This is a genomic window from Dactylosporangium sp. NPDC051087 (assembly GCF_055586325.1).
The window spans coordinates 49052-67402 of sequence record NZ_JBVJIJ010000001.1; the positions used below are offsets into that span (position 1 = coordinate 49052).

At 71.2% G+C, this 18351-nt stretch carries 15 protein-coding genes; 6 read left to right on the forward strand and 9 right to left on the reverse strand.

The genetic code is table 11. The features are described 5' to 3' along the window. Positions 1-14 precede the first annotated feature (14 nt). From ACZ6TV_RS00245 to ACZ6TV_RS00255, 3 genes are read right to left on the reverse strand one after another with little or no spacing between them, the layout of a single operon-like run. Positions 15-2873 carry a hypothetical protein gene (locus ACZ6TV_RS00245; RefSeq protein ID WP_465293692.1) on the reverse strand — a complete coding sequence of 953 codons (2859 nt, stop codon included), beginning with the start codon at positions 2871-2873 and terminating at the stop codon, positions 15-17. Beyond that, a complete protein-coding gene (locus ACZ6TV_RS00250) occupies positions 2863-4623 on the reverse strand; it encodes an HSP90 family protein (protein WP_465293694.1) in 1761 nt (586 codons plus the stop codon). The genes ACZ6TV_RS00245 and ACZ6TV_RS00250 overlap by 11 nt, the downstream gene beginning before the upstream one ends. Before the next feature lie 43 nt (positions 4624-4666). Next, a complete protein-coding gene (locus ACZ6TV_RS00255; RefSeq protein ID WP_465293696.1) occupies positions 4667-5896 on the reverse strand; it encodes a YncE family protein in 1230 nt (409 codons plus the stop codon). Here ACZ6TV_RS00255 and ACZ6TV_RS00260 point away from each other — a divergent pair. The 3 genes from ACZ6TV_RS00260 (at position 5895) to ACZ6TV_RS00270 (ending at position 10388) form a co-directional block, all read left to right on the forward strand. Then, a complete protein-coding gene (locus ACZ6TV_RS00260) occupies positions 5895-6845 on the forward strand; it encodes an ADP-ribosylglycohydrolase family protein (RefSeq protein ID WP_465293698.1) in 951 nt (316 codons plus the stop codon). The two genes, ACZ6TV_RS00255 and ACZ6TV_RS00260, sit on opposite strands and share 2 nt — an antisense overlap. A gap of 284 nt (positions 6846-7129) precedes the next feature. Beyond that, positions 7130-9448, forward strand: coding sequence for a glycosyltransferase (locus ACZ6TV_RS00265; RefSeq protein WP_465293700.1), 2319 nt, complete (start codon positions 7130-7132; stop codon positions 9446-9448). Beyond that, entirely contained in the window at positions 9438-10388 is a 951-nt protein-coding gene (locus ACZ6TV_RS00270; RefSeq protein ID WP_465293702.1) for a glycoside hydrolase family 130 protein, read from the forward strand. The genes ACZ6TV_RS00265 and ACZ6TV_RS00270 overlap by 11 nt, the downstream gene beginning before the upstream one ends. A 60-nt stretch (positions 10389-10448) precedes the next feature. Here the strand turns inward: ACZ6TV_RS00270 and ACZ6TV_RS00275 are convergent, their stop codons facing one another. Both ACZ6TV_RS00275 and ACZ6TV_RS00280 read right to left on the reverse strand, forming a co-directional pair. Beyond that, positions 10449-11288, reverse strand: a complete 840-nt coding sequence (locus ACZ6TV_RS00275; protein ID WP_465293704.1) for a sulfurtransferase — start codon at positions 11286-11288, stop codon at positions 10449-10451. Between the two features lie 4 nt (positions 11289-11292). Next, a complete protein-coding gene (locus ACZ6TV_RS00280; protein ID WP_465293706.1) occupies positions 11293-12060 on the reverse strand; it encodes an SGNH/GDSL hydrolase family protein in 768 nt (255 codons plus the stop codon). Between the two features lie 146 nt (positions 12061-12206). Between ACZ6TV_RS00280 and ACZ6TV_RS00285 the strand changes: the two genes are divergently transcribed. Next, the gene (locus tag ACZ6TV_RS00285; protein WP_465293708.1) at positions 12207-12632 is read left to right on the forward strand and encodes a CBS domain-containing protein; all 426 of its coding nucleotides are present in this window, start codon (positions 12207-12209) and stop codon (positions 12630-12632) included. Between the two features lie 10 nt (positions 12633-12642). Beyond that, positions 12643-13071 (forward strand): SufE family protein, encoded by a 429-nt coding sequence (locus ACZ6TV_RS00290; protein WP_465293710.1) that lies wholly within the window; start codon positions 12643-12645, stop codon positions 13069-13071. Here the strand turns inward: ACZ6TV_RS00290 and ACZ6TV_RS00295 are convergent. From ACZ6TV_RS00295 to ACZ6TV_RS00310, 4 genes are all read right to left on the reverse strand, one after another. Further along, complete coding sequence (locus tag ACZ6TV_RS00295) at positions 13054-14334, reverse strand: VWA domain-containing protein (protein WP_465293712.1); 1281 nt, start codon at positions 14332-14334, stop codon at positions 13054-13056. The two genes, ACZ6TV_RS00290 and ACZ6TV_RS00295, sit on opposite strands and share 18 nt — an antisense overlap. A 105-nt stretch (positions 14335-14439) precedes the next feature. Further along, positions 14440-14955 carry a YbaK/EbsC family protein gene (locus ACZ6TV_RS00300; protein ID WP_465294860.1) on the reverse strand — a complete coding sequence of 172 codons (516 nt, stop codon included), beginning with the start codon at positions 14953-14955 and terminating at the stop codon, positions 14440-14442. Beyond that, positions 14955-16661 (reverse strand): substrate-binding domain-containing protein, encoded by a 1707-nt coding sequence (locus ACZ6TV_RS00305; RefSeq protein ID WP_465293714.1) that lies wholly within the window; start codon positions 16659-16661, stop codon positions 14955-14957. The genes ACZ6TV_RS00300 and ACZ6TV_RS00305 overlap by 1 nt, the downstream gene beginning before the upstream one ends. Before the next feature lie 91 nt (positions 16662-16752). Then, positions 16753-17514 (reverse strand): arginase family protein, encoded by a 762-nt coding sequence (locus ACZ6TV_RS00310; RefSeq protein WP_465293716.1) that lies wholly within the window; start codon positions 17512-17514, stop codon positions 16753-16755. Positions 17515-17567: 53 nt separating this feature from the next. Between ACZ6TV_RS00310 and ACZ6TV_RS00315 the strand changes: the two genes are divergently transcribed. After that, complete coding sequence (locus ACZ6TV_RS00315) at positions 17568-18287, forward strand: cyclase family protein (protein WP_465293718.1); 720 nt, start codon at positions 17568-17570, stop codon at positions 18285-18287. The last annotated feature ends 64 nt before the right edge of the window (positions 18288-18351 follow it).

An 18351-nucleotide genomic window follows, 5' to 3' on the forward strand; every position in this document is an offset into this window, starting at 1 on the left:
GGTCGTTAAGTTCGTCACTGCTCCAGATGGAGCCGGCGGATCTCGGCGGCCTCGTCTGAGCGGTCCATTCCCTCGAGTGCTTCGGCCAGCATCCAGGCCGCGTTCTGCCCGGCCTGCGAGCCGGTCGGCGCGGAGCCGAGCACCGAGCGCAGCAGCGGCTCGGCGGGTGCCGGGTCGCCCGAGCGCAGAAGCAGCTCCGCGTGCAGCAGGTCGGCGTCGAGGGCCTCGCCGAGCGCGCCGATGCCGCGCAGCACGCCACCCGCGCCGGCGACCCGGGCCAAGGCGTCGTCGCCCCGGCCCGCGCCGAGCAGCACCCGGGCCGCGTCACAGTCGAGCATCGCCCGCTGCCACACCAGCCACGGCTCTGCCGCGTCGGCCGTCCTGGTCAACGACGCAACCAGGGCGTCGGCCTCGGCGAGCGCGGTGAGCGACTCGTCCACGCTGCCGGCCCAGCGCAGCGAGAGCGCCCGCATCCGCCGGTTGTAGAGCTCGGCCTGCACGACCCCGGCCGCCTCGAACGCCGCCGCGGCCGCGCCGAACCGGTCCGCCGCCTGCGCGTCCCGATCGGCCCGGTAGAGCAGCTGGGCCGCCTCCTGCAGCATCCGGCCCCGGGACTGCAGGTTGTCGAACCCGTCGAGATTGGCGGCGAGCGTCTCCAGCAGCGCGAGGGCCTGGTCGGGCTCGTCGAGCTCCCGATAGACCCGCGACAGCAGATACCTGGTCCGGTCGGCATACTCCTGGGCGCCGATCCGGTCGAGCACGTCGATCGCGCTCTCCGCCGCCTCGGCCGCGTCCAGCAGCTGCCCGGTCTGGTCATAAGCGCCGGCCAGGTCGAAGCGCAGGATCGCGGCGGGCCCGTCCTCGCCGTGCGCGACGTGGTCGGCGATCGCCTCGACGAGGTCGTCGACCGCCTCGGCCGGCTGCCCACCCGCGAGCCTGGCCCTGGCCCTGCCCACCAGCGCCGACAGCCTCGGGTCCCGCTCGACGGCGGCGTCGAGCGCGGCGTCGAACGCCTCAACGGCCGCGTCGAACTGGTTGAGATTCGCCAGCGCGTGACCGTGGATCAGCGCCGCGAGCGCGACCGGCGGTGGGTCGCCGAGCCGGCCATACTGCTCCCGGCAGTCGACGGCAGCCGTCACCGCTTCCTCGAAACGCTCCAGCACCAGCAGGCACCGGGCTCGCCGGCCGGCCAGCTCCGCCCGCAGCGCCGGGCGGGCCGGCTGCTCGGCGACCGCGGCCTCGACCGCGGCGAGCGCCTCGTCGAGCCGGTCGAGCGCCAGCAATGGATACTCCAGCCGCAGCCGCGCCTCGGCCCGGGTGTCGGCGTCGCCGACCGCGACGATCCGCTCCGTGACCTCCGTGAGCCTGGCCAGGACCTCCTCCTGCCGGTCCTCGGCGTCGGGGGCGAGCAGCGCGCGGGCCTCGGCGATCAGCGCGGACCGCTCGTCGCCGAGCCGGCGATAACCGGCGGCGGCCTCCAGGAACGCGGCCTCTGCCGCGTCGGGCTCCTGGTCGACGCCCGCCAGCCGGCCGCGGGCCTCTACCCGGCGGACCGCGAGCGCGGGCTCGGGGTCGGCGACCAGCTCGTCGAAGCGCTCCCAGGCGGCCCGCGCCTCGGTGAAGCGATACTCGTCGAACAGCTCTTCCGCCCGGTCGAGCAGCTCCGCCGGGTCACTCGGCAGCGGCTGCGGCGGCGTCGCCGGGACCGTGGCCGGGACCGTGGCGGCCCGCAGCGTCCGGGCCACGGCGCTCAGCGGGAGGTGCTCCACGAGCGGCTCGGCGTGCAACCTCGCCTCGATGAGCCGGCCGATGTTGTCGGTGCCGTTGCGGGCGTCGAACCGCGCCGCCAGAGCCCGCGCCCGGGCGGCCAGCCGCTCGGCAAGCTCCGGCGCCGTCACGTGACCGGCGATACCGTCACCGCTGCCCGCGCCGCCGCTGCGGGAGGTGCCGCCGGCCTGGGTGGTGGCGATCAGCACCGTGTCGTCGAGGCGGCCGAGCAGCAGGGCCGCCGCGGCGGAGAACCACATGTCGGCCTGCGGGTGTGGGGCCTTGTCGAGCCAGCTCAGGTGCCGCTCGACGATCTCCAGGCCGCGGGTCTCGTTGCCGGTCCTCGCGCAGAACACCACGTGCTCGCCGATGCGCTGCAGGTCGGCCAGGTTGCCGCGGAGGGTGCGATAGGCGCGGCGGTGCGCGTCGGCGGCCTCGGTGAGCCGGCCGGTGCGCAGATACGGCACGAGCAGCGACGTCAGGATCGACTGGGGCTGCTCGGCACAGGTGAGGTGGCCGGCCAGCACCGGCTGGGCGAGCGCGACGGCGGCCTCGTCGTCACCGACCGACACCAGGTGATAGACCTTCGACGTCGGGTCGCAGCCGACGCAGTCGGAGTTGTCGTCCCGCGGCGTCGCGCACCACTTCTCATACCACTCGTCGGCGGAGGGGTCGCCGACGTGCGCGGCCACGGCGTGCCGATAGGAATAGACGGCCTGCAGGCTGTGCCCGCCGGCCCGGAAGCGGCGCTCCATGTCGTCGAGGACGTCGTGGGTGCGGCCGAGCGGCACCTCGGGAAACTTCAGCAGCCCCGACACCATGTATTTGAACTGCCACAGCAGCAGGCTCTCGGAGTGCCGGTCGAAGCGGTCGGGGTGGGCGTCATATTCCGCGCGGCACCACGAGAACGTCACGAACGACTTCGCGGTCTCCCCGCCGTGCACATATGCCGTCGTGGCCTGCATGCGGGCGGCGAAGCGCAGCTCGTCGAAGCCGCCGGCGTCGGCGTGCTGCACGATCTGCTCGACCAGCGCGATCTGGCCGCTGCCATAAGGCATGTGGTCGGCCTCGCGGAGCAGGGCCCAGAGCTCGTCTTCAGTCTTCACGTGCGACCGCCTTGTTGAGCAGGCCCAGGAATGAGCTGTTGAGCAGCGCGGCGTCCGCCGGCCGCAGCGGATGGTGGCCGAGCAGCAGCGCCTGGCCATACAACCCTTCGACGGCGAGCCGCATCAGGTCTTCGTCGGCGAGCTCGCTCACCCGCCGGACCAGCGGGTTGCGATGGTTGAGCACCAGCTGGGGCCGGTCCTCGTCGTCGGTGCGGGCGAGCGCGTCGAGCACGTCGGCCCACACCTCGTCGACCCGCTCCCGGGTCGCCCGCAGCTCGGCGGCGAACGCGGCCGACCGGTTGACCAGATACATGGCCGGCAGGCCCGCCGGGTCGAACGCGCGCAGGACCACCTCGCAGCCGAGCCGGTCCATGGCCCGCTGCGCCCGGGCGACGAACGGCCGCCGGGCCAGCTCCAGTCCCGGCTCCAGCGCGTCGAAGTGCGTGGTCAGGTCGCTGGGCTCGACCCGCTCGATCATCGCGCCCGGCTCGACGAGCGGCAGCCGCTCGATCAGCTGCGCGTCATAGACATAGCCGGCATTGACCACCGGCATGCCCTGCGCCGCGGCGACCGCGCCGATCTGGCGGAACTCGTCGACCTGGACCGTGTATCGCACCAGGCCGTGCGCGGCGCGGAAATCGGCGAGGGTCATCCGACCCACATTGGTCTCCATCGGCCACCAGCGCTCGACGAGGCGCAGCATCTCGTCGTCGTGGACGGCGAGCGCCTTGACGCCGAGGTGGTGGATCTCCATGAACTCGGTCAGCCGCCGCGGGTCGCGGGTGGCCTGCCGGACCAGCCAGCTGCGCAGCTGGTCGCCGAGCGCCTCGCGGGTCGACTCCAGCAGCTGGTCCTCATAGAGCGCCTCGCGGCTGGCGGTCGGGCGCAGCTCGCCGGCGTCGAACACGCACCGGGCGAAGAACGCCCACTCGGGCAGCACCCCCTCGGCGCCCTCGGCGAGCAGCATCCGCTTGAGATAGACGCGGTGCCCGGCGCGGGCCGCCGGGTTGGCCGGGGTGGGCAGCACGAACGCGACACCGGTCAGCCCCGCCTCGGGCACCGAGAGGTCGACCACGTCGAACGGGGTGAACCCGAAGACCTCCTGGCAATACCGCACGAGATCGCCGTCGCCGATCCACGGCGGCCCGTCGCCGGTGACCCGGTCGTTGGCGACCTCGACGGTCACCGGCAGCAGCGAGCCATAGAGCGTGGCGAGCTCGGTCACGGTCCTGCGCACCAGCCACTGCTCGGCGTCGCGCCGCGGCACCAGCGTCACGGTGGTGCCGACGTGCAGGCGGTCCTCGCCGGCGGGGGCGACACTGTATCGCCCGTCGGCGAAGCCGCGCCACAGCACGGTCGGGCTGCCTTCCGCCCTGGTCAGGACGCGGATCTCGTCGGCGACCAGGAAGCAGGAGAGCAGGCCGATGCCGAACTGGCCGAGGAAGTCGTGCCGGGCGAAGCCGAAGTCGTCGCGCTTGGAGCTGCGCCCGATCGTGGCCAGGAACTGGTGGACCTGCTCCTCGGTGAGCCCGATGCCGGTGTCGGAAACGCGCAGGGTGCCGTCACCGGTCACGTCGGGCGGCTCGATGCGCACCCGCGCCGGCGCCGCCGGGTCGAGCGCGCGCCGCGCGGTGATCGCGTCGACGGCATTCTGGAGCAGCTCCCGCACATAGACGCGCGGGCTCGCGTAGAGATGGTGGCTGAGCAGGTCCACAACCCCGCGCAGGTCTACCTGGAACGTCCGATCCACGCGGGCACGCTACCGCGACCCACCGACACTTTCCGCCCCGTTCTCACCCGAGGACGTACTCGACCGCCGTGAGCCCGGGCACCGTCGCGGTTGCCGTCAGAACTCCTGTCGAAGGATGCAGCCGGTGTACCGCACCCGCCTGCCCGACATACAGGTGCGTGTCCGACACCGCGACCCCGCAAGCGTCGCCGGGCAGGGCCCAGGTCGCCCGCAACGACTTGGACGCGACGTCGAAGACGTGCACCTGCCGCCCCACGGCGAGGTACGCGGAGGACCCGGACACCGCCAACCGCGCCCGGCCAGGCGAGGACGGGAACTGGGCGTCCTGCGTGACGGCCAGTACATCGGCGGAAATGACAGCGAGCGCGCCCTTGCCGGCGTCGGCGACCCACACCTCGTCGCCGTGCTGCGCGATGGTCAGTCCTTCGACCGCGCCGGTGCCGAACGACGACGGCAGGTCGACGCAGACCGCCCACGCGTCGGCGACGTTGAGCGTGTGCACGAACGCGTGCACCTCCGGCTTGCCGTCGCGGGCGCCGGTCTGGGGCGAGGGGTGCAGCAGGTCCCGGACGTGCAGGTGGTCCGGCTGGTGGCTGTACAGCGTGAACAGCCGCTCCCGCTTCGCGTCGAACACCGCCTGCCGGCCCTCGCCGCGCATCTCCTCCTCCGCGCCCTCCGGCACGAGGACCTTCAGGCCCGAGTTCTCCCCCGGCAGGTTCAGCGCGGTGATCTGCCCCATGGCCAGGTCGAGGACCCGCACCCGGTAGCTGTCCGGGTGCTCGGGCGGCAGCATGTCCAGCACGAACAGGCTCGTACCGGTGGAGGAGAACGCTTCCGGCTGGACGAATCCCGGCAGCTTCAGCCGGTGCCGCTCCCCGGCCGGACCCGCGACGATGATCGTGGTCTCGGTCCGCCCGTCGGGGTCCCCGTCGACGAGCGCGACCAGGCCGGCGTCCGGCGCGACCGCGGCCAGCCGCCCGGCGCCCTGCACGGTGGTCTGGGCGACGACGTCGCCGGTGCGCGCGTCGCGGGTGACGACGCGCGACGCGCCCGACTCGGTGACGGCGCTGACGAGGCGCCGGCCGTCGGCGGTCGCGAGGTTCGCCGCCGGCGCCACAACCCGGCGGCCGGTGCCGGACTCGACGACGGTCAGGCCGTCGCCGACGGACACGGAGAGCAGCTCACCGGGCTCCGCCGGGCGGGGCTTCGCGGTCGATGAGCACGAGGCCACCAGGACGACCCCGCCCAGGCCGAGCAGTTCACGACGCTTCATGCCCGACACGAGCCGCGATCCGCGGACGCCGTTCCCGCTCGGCATCGACTATTTTCGGCAGGTGGATCTCCGCGCCGCAGTCGACAGCCTGACCGGTCTCTCCGTCGGTGACGCGCTCGCCGCACCGTTCGAGATGCACCCGCCGTTCGAGGACGGCGCCGTGTTCGCCCCGCCACCGCCACCGTGGCGGTGGACCGACGACACCGAGATGGCCTGCACCCTGCTGCAGGGCCTCCGGCAGGACGGCCGCGTCGACCAGGACTGGCTGGCCGGCGCGTTCGCGCAGCGCTGGAGCGCCGACCGGGGTTACGGCCGCGGCGCGCGGTCGCTGCTGGCCAGCATCAACGAGGGCGTGCCGTGGCGGACCGCGGCCGGCGCCCTGTTCGCCGGCCGGGGCTCGGCGGGCAACGGCGCGGCGATGCGGGTCGCGCCGCTCGGGGCGTTCTTCGCCGACGATCCCGACATCGCCGCCCGGCAGGCGGTGCTGTCGGCGGAGGTCACCCACCAGCACCCGGAAGGCATCTCGGGCGCCGTCGCGGTGGCCCTCGCGGCGGCGCTGACGGCCCGGCACACGCCGCGCGAGTCGCTGCTGCGCATGGTGCTCAACCAGCTGCCGCCGTCCGACGTGCGCGACGGCATCGGCCGCGCCGTGCGCATGTCGGAGAAGTCGGATCCGCGCGACGTCGGAGCGGACCTCGGCAACGGCTCACACGCATTGGCGCAGGACACCGTGCCGTTCGCGCTGTGGGTCGCGGCCACGCATCTCGACAACTATCCGGCGGCGATGGCGGCCTGTGTACAGGCCGGCGGCGACACCGACTCGTCGTGCGCCATCGCGGGCGGGATCATCGCCGCGCACACCGGGATCGGGGACGACGCCGCCCGCGGCACGATCGGCGTGCCACCGCAGTGGATCGAGCACCGTGAGCAGCTACCAAGCTGGGCCTGAATACTCTACGTCACGACTGAACGATATTTCACCCGAACGATCACGTCCGGAAAGGTTTTCGCGAAGCAGGACTGAGCAGCACATTCGCCCCAGAGTCCCATCCGGGCGTATCAAGGTTTTTTGGCAGGCCCGGGGGTAACAATGTGCTCATGTCACACCCTGCCGCGACCTATCGCCTCGGTATCGTGTCGACCTATCTGCCTCGCCGTTGCGGGCTCGCGACGTACACCGCGGACCTGCGGCAGGCACTTGGTGTCGCCACTGACGATCTGGAAACAGCCGTCGTGGCCATCGACCGTGACGGGCACAGCTACGGTGACGAGGTCGTCGTCACCATCAACCACGACCGCATCGAGGACTACTCGGCCGCGGCCCGCGCCATGCGTGAGGCCGGCGTCCAGGTCGTGCTGATCCAGCACGAGTACGGGATCTTCGGCGGCACCGACGGCTCTCACCTGCTCGAGTTGACCCGCGCGCTCAACGCGTGCGGCATTCCTTACCTGCTGACGCTGCACACCGTGCTGACGCGGCCGTCGCCTGGTCAGGCGGCGACGCTGCGCGCGTTGTGTGCCAGAGCGGCGAGGGTCACGGTCTTCACCGAGACCGCCCGCCGGGTCGCGATCCGCACCGGGGTGGCCGCCGGCCACCAACTGGTCGTGGTCCCGCACGGCGCGCCCGACGCGATGCGCCAGGCGCCGGACCCGGCGACGCTGCGCACCGAGCTGCGCGAGCTGCTCGACAAGGTCGCGGACAAGCCGACGCTCACCACGTTCGGCCTGCTCAGCGAGGGCAAGGGGATCGACATAGCGATCGACGCGCTGGCCGCGGTGGTCAAGGAGCACCCGGACACGCAGTACATCGTGGCGGGCGCGACGCATCCGGAGATCAAGCGCCGCGACGGCGAGGTCTACCGGGAGAGCCTGCAGTCCCGCGTGCAGTTGCTCGGGCTCACCGACAACGTGCACTTCGTCGACGCGTTCCTGGAGCTCGACGAGCTGTCGGCGATCCTGCACGCCAGCACGCTGTTCGTGACGCCGTATCGGCAACCGGAGCAGATCTGCTCGGGGGCGCTCACGTTCGCGCTGGGTGCCGGGCTGCCCGCGGTGTCGACGTCGTACAGCTACGCCGAGGACATGCTGGCCGGCGGCGCCGGACGGGTGGTGCCGATCGGCGACGACGCGGCGCTCGCGGTGGAGATCAACGACCTGCTCACCGATGCGCAGGCGCTCGCCGCCGCGAAGTCGGTGGCGGAGGCGTGCGCGGCGTGGCTGCCCTGGCCGGCGGTCGCCGCGCGGGAGGCCGAGCTGGTCGCCGACGTGGTGCGCCAGACGCAGGCGGCGACGGCCCGCCCCGGTCACTCGACCGCGGCCGCGCCGCTGCTCAACCTCACGCACCTGGACCGGCTCACCGACGAGATCGGCATCATCCAGTTCGCGCACGGGGCCAGCCCGGAGCTGTCGTCGGGCTACTGCGTCGACGACGTCGCCCGGCTCGCGATCGTTGCGGCGGACCTGCTCGCGGTCGGCATCGACACGAAGCAGACGGCGCAGGCCACGCGCTGGCTGCGCCAGTCGATCCGCTTCCTGACCGCCGCCTACGACCCGTCGGGCGCCATGCACAACGTGCTGAGCTACAACGGCACGTGGCAGGACTGGCCGCACCACGGCGACCACGTCGGCCGGGCCGTGTGGGCGCTCGGCGTCCTGGTCGGCACGCCCGCGGTCCCGGACGACATCCGCCGGCCGGCGGCCGCGCTGCTCGACGATCTCGGGCCGCGGACCCACCAGCTGCCCGACATCGGGCTGCGGACCGCCGCGTACGCGCTGATCGGCCTGGCCCGCGCGGGCCGCACCGACCAGGCCGCGCCGCTGCTGCACCGGCTGGACGAGGCGCTGGTGACGACGTCCGCGGCGGATCCGTCGTGGCGCTGGTTCGAGCCGGAGCTGACCTACGACAACGCCCGCCTGCCGCAGGCCATGCTGCTGGGCGCGGCGCTGCTGGAGGACGACGCGGTGGCGGCGCGGGCGATCGGGGCGCTGGACTGGTACGCCCAGCACGTCGGCCTCGCCGACGGCACGCTGCGGTGCGTCGGCAACCGGTGGCACCGGCGGGGCGAGTCGCCGGCGGTGTGGCTCGCCGACGACGGCGACGAGCAGCCGCTGGACGCGGCCGCGATCACCGAGGCGATGGTCGACGCCTGGCAGCACACCGCGGACCCGACGTCGGCGCGGCTGGCCGGCTGGGGCTACTCCTGGTTCCTCGGCAGGAACCGGGCCGGCGCGCGGCTCTACGTCGACGCGACGGGCGCCTGCCACGACGGTTTGTCTGCCACTGAACCAAATGGGAACCAGGGCGCCGAGTCCACGCTAGCCTATTACCAAGCGCTACTCAGCCTGCTCAAGGCCGGTTTGGCCGCCCTGCCCCACCCGGTGGTCGCTACGACCCCGGTGCCGACATCACTGCCGGTCACCGGACCCTCACGTACGACTCCGAACAAGGCACCAACGGGCACCCGGGCCGTCGGACGGGCCTCGGCAGGGTTCAGCGCGACCGCCCAGCCGCCCCGCCTGCGCACCACGGAGGGCCAACCTGATGCACTTTGACGCGGAGCTGTTCCACCGGGAAGCCACGAATCCCATGCTCACCGCAGGGGACTGGCCCTATCCGATCAACAGCGTCTTCAATCCGGGCGCCTGCCTGCACAACGGCGACACTGTCCTGCTCTGCAGGATCGAGGACCGTCGGGGCATCTCGCACCTGACGGTCGCCCGCAGCAAGGACGGCCGCAGCAACTGGGTCGTGGACGCCAAGCCGCTGATCGCCGACGACCCCACCGACCAGCACAGCTGCTGGGGCGTCGAGGATCCCCGGGTCACGTATGTCGACGAGCTCGGCGGCTACGTGATCGCCTACACCGCATACGGGCCCGGCGGTCCGTGTGTGGCGCTGGCCCGCACCGAGGACTTCGAGTCCGTGGAGCCTCTCGGCATCGTCATGCCGCCGGAGGACAAGAACGCCTCGCTGCTGCCCCGCAAGATCGACGGGCACTACGTGCTGTTCCACCGGCCGGTGTCGGTGCTGTCGGCGCGGGCCGACGTGTGGCTGTCGAAGTCGACGGACCTTCAGGCGTGGACGACGCCCGAGCCGGTCATGCAGTCACGCTCCGGGCCGTGGTGGGACGCCACCCGGATCGGGATGGGACCGCCGCCGATCGAGACCCCGCACGGCTGGCTCTGCGTCTACCACGGCGTCAAGCAGATGGTCGCGACGTCGCTGTACCGCGTCGGCCTGGTCATGCTCGACCTGGACGATCCCACGAAGATCATCCGGAGGACGCCGAGCTGGGTGCTGGGACCGGACGCCGAATACGAGCGGGTCGGCGACGTGCCCAACGTCGTCTTCCCCACCGGTCTCGTCCACGACGAGGCTCGCGACGAGCTGCGGCTGTATTACGGTGCGGCCGACCTGTGCGTCGCGATGGCGAGTGCCCGCTTCTCCGAGGTCGTCGACTACCTGGTCAGCCTGCCGCCGGAGAATGAATAGAGTTTCCAGACCGAAACAGAAACGGCGGCCCTCTGCAGCGGGCCGCCGTTCTGCTTGTCCTTACTTCGGGCTGCTGCCTTTAACGACCGGGACCCGGACCAGGTTGCCCCATTCCGTCCAGGAGCCGTCGTAGTTTCGTACATGCCGATAACCCAGCAGATGGGTCAGCACGAACCACGTGTGGGACGACCGCTCACCGATGCGGCAATACGCGATGATGTCGTCGTCCGGTGCGAGCCCGAGCTCATCGGCATAGATCCTGCGCAGCTCGTCGACGGGCTTGAATGTGCCGTCCTCCTGCGTGGCCTGCTTCCACGGTTTGCTGACCGCACCGGGGATGTGCCCGCCGCGCAGCGCGCCCTCCTGCGGATAGTCCGGCATGTGCAGGAGTTCGCCGGTGTACTCACCTGGCGAGCGCACGTCGACGAGCGGCCGGTCCGCGGCGATGTGTGCGAGGACGTCCTCGCGGAACGCGCGGATCCCCGTGTCGTCCCTGGTCGGCACCGGATAACTGGTCTTCGGCCGGTCCGGCAGGTCCTTGGTGATCGCGCGCCCCTCGGCGATCCACTTGGTCCGGCCGCCGTCGAGGATGAGCAGGTCGCGGTGGCCGAAGAGGGAGAAGACCCACAGCGCGTAGGTCGCCCACCAGTTGAAGTTGTCGCCGTAGAAAACGATCGTGTCGTCGGGACCGATGCCCTTGGCCTCGCACAGTGCGGCGAAGCCCTCCGCGTCGAGATAGTCGCGGGTGACCTGGTCGTTGAGCTCGGTGTGCCAGTCGACTTTCACAGCGCCGGGGATGTGACCCGTGCTGTAGAGCAGCACGTCCTCATCGGACTCGACGATGACCAAATTCGGGTCTTGAAGGTGCTCCGCCAGCCACTCCGTCGTGACGAGTTTCATGAACTCAATCTAGCGGCGCGAGCTCGGGTCGTTTGGCGGTCACCATGTCCCCGGACGACTTTCCGGTCAGCCGCCGCTTCACCCAGGGAGCCAGGTGGTGGGTCGCCCAGCGGGCGTCGGCCGCCTTGCGCGACATCCACGACAGGTCCTCCGGCGGTGCCGGCGCGGCCAGCCACGACGCGTCGCAGGTCACGCCGAGCGCCGTCAGCACGTGCCCGGCGACCCTGCGGTGCCCGGCCGGCGACAGGTGCAGCCGGTCGATCCCCCACAGCCGCGGGTTGCCGAACTCGGCGTCGTCCCACATGTCCACCACGCGCGCGCCGTGCTTGGCGCCGACGCCGTTGATCGCGGTGTTGAGTGCGTCGACCCGCGGGCGGAGCATTTTGCCGCCCGGCATCCTGCCGGTCAGGTCCGCCCACCGGAACAGGACCACGTCCGCGCCGGTGGCCCGCAGCCGCTCGATCGTCTTGTCGAACCGCGCGACCAACGTGTCGGGCTCGAACCCACGCCGGAGCGCGTCATTCCCGCCGCCGGCGAAGCTGATCAGGTCCGGCTTCATCGCCGTGGCGAGCGGCACCTGCTCGGCGACGATGTTGTCGAACAGCCGCCCCCGCACCGCGAGGTTGGCGTAGCGGAAGTCCGGCTGGTCCTGGGCGAGGCACCCGGCGACCAGGTCGGCCCACCCGCGGTAGCCCTTGCCGTCCGGTCTCGGATCGTCCATCCCTTCGGTGAAACTGTCACCGACCGCGACGTAGCTCGCCCACCGCGCCACCGCACAACCTCCCCATGGTCTGCTGCCTGTCTCGCATCCTTTCAGGGCACCAGGGGCGTTGGAAGCGACTTTGCCGCACGCCACACCTGGTTCAGCCTTTCCACCCAGGGGTAACAAAGGAATATCGAACATCTGGGAGGGCAACCATGACGATGCAGACCGTCCGTGACGTGATGACCACCAATGTGGTGTATCTCCCGAGCGAGACCACCCTCGCGGAGGCCGCCCGCACCATGCGCGAGCAGGACATCGGCGACGTCGTGGTGGCGGACGGCCCAGGTCTCACCGGCGTGGTCACCGATCGGGACATCGTCGTGCGCGCCGTGGCGGAACGCTGCGACCCCGCCGCCACCACCATCGGCGAGATCGTCACCCGTGACCTCGTCACGGTCCGCCCCGACGACTCCATCCACACCGCGGCCCTGCTCATGCGCGACCAGGCCGTCCGCCGCGTCCTCGTCTGCGACGACACCCAGGGTCTCGTCGGCATCGTGTCCATCGGCGACCTGGCCGAGGAGATCGATCCCGACTCGGTCCTCGGTGGCATCAGCAAGGCCGAGCCCAACAACTAGGTTTGGGGGCATGGAAATGCCCGGAAAGCTGGCCGCGATCGTCGACGAGTTCGCCTCCGCACCGCGTGACGTGGTGCTGGAGATGCTGCTCGAGTTCGCCGACGCGGTCCGTCCCCTGCCTGCTTCCTTCGACGGCCACGAGGGCATGGAGCAGGTGCCCGAATGCCAGACACCGTTCTTCCTGAAGGCGGTGGTGACACCTTCGGACCAGGTCGAGCTCTACTTCGACTGCCCACCCGAGGCCCCGACGACCCGGGCCTTCGCGGGCATTCTGAGCGAAGGCCTCGAAGGTGCCACCACCGCCGAAGTGCTGGCCGTGCCGTCCGACCTGTATCAGCGCATGGGGCTGGCCACGGCGATCAGCCCGCTGCGCGTCCGCGGCGGGACCGCCATCCTGAGCCGACTGCAGCGCCAGGTCCGCTCATCGCAGGATGCCTAGCCTTCTGACTTCAGGGATCCACGTCGGGAACTCGCCGAGCAGGCGGTCGTAGAGCTCCGGGTCGCTGACCTTCTCGATGTCGTCGACGGCGAAGAACCCGACGTTGTCCACGACCCGCCCGGTCATCCGGTCGAACCGTTCGAGGATGCCGTAGTTGCCCCGGCCGAGCCCGATGAACTGCCAGAACGTCGGCTCCCCGGCGGCCGCCCGCAGCTGCCGCTCGATCTCGGCGTTGCGGCTGACACCTCCGTCGGAGAAGAACAGCACCAGCGTCGGGTCGGGCACCGGGTTGTCCGCGATCCAGCGCCGGACCTGGTCGATGACGACCGGCTCGTTGTTGCTGCCGCCTACGCCCGACGGTCGCGCCGGCACCTCGGCGGCGAGCCACCCGGGCATCTCGGCGATCGTCAGGTCGGGCAGCCGCCGGGCAAGATCCGCGAATGCCCACACCTGCATGGTCCCGTCGTCGTCCAACTGCGCGGCGACCGCGGCCATCCGCTCGACCGCCGCTTTGACGACGCCGCGCTTGTACAGCCTGTGCATCGACCCGGACGCGTCCAGCACCACGATCACTCTGGCCCGGATCCCGCCGGCGCCACGCTTGCTCAGCGAGATCAGCACCTGCTGTTTGCGCAGGTTGAGCCGTTGCCGGTCGGCGGCGGGCAGCCGGTCCTCGCCCTTGGTGAAGCGGATCCCCGGCTGCGCCGGCGGCGCCCCTGCCTGCGCCGGCGGCGCATTTTCTTCGACGGAGATCCCGAAGGCGGTGGCCAGGCCGGCCAGCCCGGTGTCCCAGCCCTGCCCGACGGCCCGGAACTTCCAGCCGCCCTGCCTGCGGTACAGCTCCCCGACGACGAACGCGGTCTCGGTCGTGGCCCGCATGTCGGTGAACCTGACCAGCTCACCACCGCCGGCGTCGTAGACCGCGACGTACAGCCCGGGGACCTGCCCGAACGACCCGCCGTCCGCGGACGCGGCCACCACGATCCGGTCGACCCCCGGCTCGACGGCGGCGAGGTCGACGCTCACCGCGTCGAACCCCCACCCGTCCCGCTGCTGCTTCCCGTCGTGGACCACTGCGCCGCTGGGATGCTTCGGCTGGTTGTAGAACACCATGTCGTCGTCGCCCCGGACCTTGCCGGCCACACCGACCAGCAACGCCGTGCAGTCGACGTCCGGCACCCCGCCACCCGGGCGCCACCCGACGACCACGCGCACGGCCTGCGCCTGCACGACCGCATTGCCACCCTTGCCAAGCAGCGTCACGCCGCCCAGCCTCACACACCCCCGCGCCCCGCCTCTTCCGGCTTTCGGCCGGTTTCACGTGCAACATCGGTGGCCGTCACCTGCGGTTCCGGCAACCTTCGCGGGTCAGCGGGCCAGGTCTGGGATGACCTCGGCGGTGGGGAGCTGGGCGAGGGCCGCACCCGGGAGGAGGATCTTGCTGCTGCGCAGGCCGCTGCCGATGATGACCCAGGGGACGTCGATGACGCGGGAGTCGACGAGGACCGGCCAGTCGGCGGGCAGGCCGATGGGGGTGATGCCGCCGTACTCCATGCCGGTGAGCGAGACGGCGTCGTCCATCGGGGCGAAGCTGGCCTTGCGGACGTCGAGGCGTTTACGGGCCACGCCGTTGACGTCGGCGCGGGTCGTCGCGAGGATCACGCAGACCGCGTAGCGGGTCACGCCGTCGCGTTTGCCGGAGATGACGACGCAGTTCGCGGACTGTTCCAGGCCTACGTCGTACGCGGCGCAGAACTCCGCGGTGTCGGCGAGGGTGGGGTCGATCGGGGCGACCAGGATGGCCGGGTCGTGCAGGGCTGCGGCGACGGGAGGGGCCAGCAGCTCAAGGGCAGACAGGGCCGGGACGGTTTCGAGCTTGCCGATCAACGGCCGTCGTCCAGGGCGAGCGCCTTCATGAAAATGTCTCCGATCTTCGACGGGTCCTGGGCGACGAAGACGGCGCCGCCGGTGGCGTCGACGATCTTCTGCATTTCGCCCTGGTTCACTTCGGAGCCGACGCCGATGATGATGATCTGCACCGGCTGGTCCTTGATCTCCGCCTTCTTCAACGAGCCGACGAGCGTGTCGAGCGACATGCCGCCCGGGTTGTTGTTGCGGCCGCCGGTGATGACGACGACCGAGTTGCCCCGGGTCGGATCCCAGCCCTGCTGCACCGTCTGGTACGCGGCCAGGACCGTGTCGTAGAGGCCGCTGCCGCCCTTGGGGTTGGGCTTCATGCCGCCCAGGGCGCCGCGGAGCTGGTCGCGTTGCGCGTTCAGCGGGCCGATCGGCACCAGCTGCTGGTGGCCCGTGGAGAAGGACCAGAGCCCGACCGCCCAGCTCTCGGGGAACATGTCCAGGCCACCCAGCGCGGCCTGGACGGCGATCTGCTGCTTGCTCAGCCCGCCCGCGGACTGGACGGTCGTCTTCATCGCCGAGGAGACGTCGACGACCGCCAGCATCCGCGACGGTTGGGTGATCTCGATCCACATCTGCAGTGCCATGTTGATGACCTTGGGGTCGGGCACCGGGGTGACCTTCCCCCCGCTCGACGCGCTCGGTCCGAGCGTCATGTTGGCGCCGACGCTGCCGTCGTTCGCACGCAGCTGGTGCGTCGACAGCACGTTGCGGAAGTCGGCGCCACCGAGCACGGCCCGGAACTGCTCCGCGGCGGCGGCACGGTTGGGCGACAGGCGGGGCATCGCGGCGAACGGGAAGTCCAGCGCGATCGGCGCCGGATCCGGATAGACCGCGATGAGCGGGACCGCCGGGCCGGTCGCGTTGTACGCGTGCAGCGCCTGCTCCGACAGCGGCGCCAGCGTCACCGCGGTGGACAGCGTCCGGGGGTCGGCGTCGCGCGGGAACCGGGCCATCAGACCCGCCTGCTGCTCCGACTTTCCGCTGGTGAGCGCCTTGATCGCACCGACCGTCAGCGCGTCGCCTTCGGGTCCGAACTGATCTCGTACCGACGCCATCGCCACCATCGTGGAGATGCCGACGGCATTGCGGTTGGGGTCGACGATGCCCGGCGTGATCCGGGTGTCGCCGACGATCTGCTGCAGGACCTGCTTCCAGGTGAGCTTGTTCTCCAGCCAGCCGAGTGACTTCGCCGTCGGCTCCGGCACCGCCAGCACTATCGGGCTGCGGGCCAGCGATGGCGCGGCCTGCGGCACCAGGTCCTCACGGGCGGCACGCATGCGCTGCAGCCAGATCGAGGAGTCCGGGATCCAGACGTGCGGCACCTGCGTCTTGCCGTCGGCCTGTCCGAGCGTGTTGATCTTGACGCCGTGCTCGCCGACGATCGCCGACGCGACCTCGGAGGAATCCACGGCGACCACGTCGACCGCGACACACTCGTTGTCGACCCGCGGCTCGGTCTTGATCCACCGGGCCGCGGCATCCTTGATGGCCGGCGCGATCTCCGGACTCGCCGCGACCGACAGTCGCACCGTGCCCGAGCACCCGCTCGACGACATCACCTGATAACCCGTGTAAACGGCACCGATGACGACGAGCGGAAGGATCATGCCGGCCGCGAGTGCGACGAACCCGTTACTTCTCAGGTCCGCCGCTGCGTGCCGTCCTCTCACGGGTACCAATATTCCCTAGATACGCGCTAAATGGGTCCCGCGTTCGGGTATTCGTCACACGACTTCGCCGGACACGTGTACACTCCGCACTTCAATGATCACGTTGAGTCCGAAAGTTGTTCGGATCCTTTCGGAATGCTTTGCAGACGGTTTGGACGAAGCCCTGCGCTCCAGCACCGTTTCCGGGCCGCCAGGTGCACGCGAGGTCCACCGCGACGACCCTTCCCGTCGCGATGATCTCCTCCACCTTCGCCAGGACGTCGCGCATCGCCGGCCCGCCCGGCACGGGGAAGAGCAACCCCGGCAGCTCGCTCGCGTCCACCACGTCGAGGTCCACGTGGACCAGCAGCGGACCGTCCGGCAGCTCGAGGTCCTGCAGCCGGAACCGGCGGATCCCGGACCCCCGCAGGTATTCGGCCTCGGCCGGGTCGAGATCCCGGGCGTCGACGAGCACCGCCCGCTCCTCCGGCAACGCCCGCAGCCCGAGCCGGTCGGCGATGAGCTCCGGCCGGTACCCCACCAGAATCCGCAACGGCATCCCGCCGATGTACCCCGAGGTCGTCGTCTCCAGTGTCTGCACATCCCCGTGCGCGTCGAACCACACGACCGCCGGGTCGATCCCGCGCCGCTGCAGCCCGGCAACGGTCCCCAGGGCGGTCGTGCAGTCCCCGGAGATGACCACGGCCGGCCCCGCCTTGCCCACTTCCTCGGCGACGCTGGTGTACAGCACTGCCAGCCGTCCCCAGACGTCACTGTCCTCGGGAAACTCGACGGTGACGGTCACGTCCGCCGGCTCGTCGACCAGCCCGTCCAGCCGCTCGTCCAGGTGGTATGGAACGTAGATCGTGGTCATGCCCCCAGTCTCTCCCAGCCTCCTTCAGGGCGCTTCCGTGTTAGGTTCGGGTGATGATCGGTGTCGGTCAATGGCTCGGGGCTGTTGTCGACCTGTCGCATCCGCTGTCGCCTGAGGTCCCGCGGCACCCGTCGGCGCACCCGCCGCACGTCGCGGACGCTTCCCATGACGACTTCTACGACCGGCGCTGGTCGCTCGGCGAGCACACCGGCACGCATCTCGACGCGCCGGCGCATGTCACCGCCGGTGGGCGGACCGTCGACGCGCTCCCTGCCGCCGACCTGGTCCTGTCCGCCGCCGTGATCGACATCAGGCTGCGCGCGCAGGACGACGCCGACGCGTTGGTCGAGGTCGGCGACATCCTTGACTGGGAGCACCGGCACGGCCCCCTGCCGCAGCCGTGTGCCGTGCTGGCCCTCACCGGCTGGTCGGAACGGTCGGGCGAGCGGCAGTCGTACGGTGGGATCGATGACAGCGGCGTGAGCCATTGGCCGGGCTTCGGCCCCGACGCTGCCGCTTTCCTCGTGCGGGACCGGCCGCAGGTGGCCGCCCTCGGCATCGATACGCCCAGCCTCGACTCGGCGCGCAACGAGCGGGCCGGCTGTCCGGTGCACATGACCTGGCTGCGCGATCGCCGGTACGGCCTGGAAAACCTCACCAACCTGGCCGCCCTCCCAGCCGCCGGCGCCGCCATCGTCACGGGCGTCGTCAACCTCCGGGCCGGCAGCGGCGGCCCGGCCCGCGTCCTCGGCCTCGTCCGCGAAGACTCCTGACCACCTGGCTGGATCGCCGACTACAGCACGGCGTCACGCCGACGGGTTCCGCTCTCGCTGCGGC

Coding starts and splice junctions, on each gene's coding strand:
- ACZ6TV_RS00285 (WP_465293708.1), top strand. CDS start 12,207: ATGACGATGCAGACCGTCCGTGACGTGATGACCACCAATGTGGTGTAT.
- ACZ6TV_RS00275 (WP_465293704.1), bottom strand. CDS start 11,288: ATGAAACTCGTCACGACGGAGTGGCTGGCGGAGCACCTTCAAGACCCG.
- ACZ6TV_RS00270 (WP_465293702.1), top strand. CDS start 9,438: ATGCACTTTGACGCGGAGCTGTTCCACCGGGAAGCCACGAATCCCATG.
- ACZ6TV_RS00315 (WP_465293718.1), top strand. CDS start 17,568: ATGATCGGTGTCGGTCAATGGCTCGGGGCTGTTGTCGACCTGTCGCAT.
- ACZ6TV_RS00255 (WP_465293696.1), bottom strand. CDS start 5,896: ATGAAGCGTCGTGAACTGCTCGGCCTGGGCGGGGTCGTCCTGGTGGCC.
- ACZ6TV_RS00310 (WP_465293716.1), bottom strand. CDS start 17,514: ATGACCACGATCTACGTTCCATACCACCTGGACGAGCGGCTGGACGGG.
- ACZ6TV_RS00290 (WP_465293710.1), top strand. CDS start 12,643: ATGGAAATGCCCGGAAAGCTGGCCGCGATCGTCGACGAGTTCGCCTCC.
- ACZ6TV_RS00260 (WP_465293698.1), top strand. CDS start 5,895: ATGCCCGACACGAGCCGCGATCCGCGGACGCCGTTCCCGCTCGGCATC.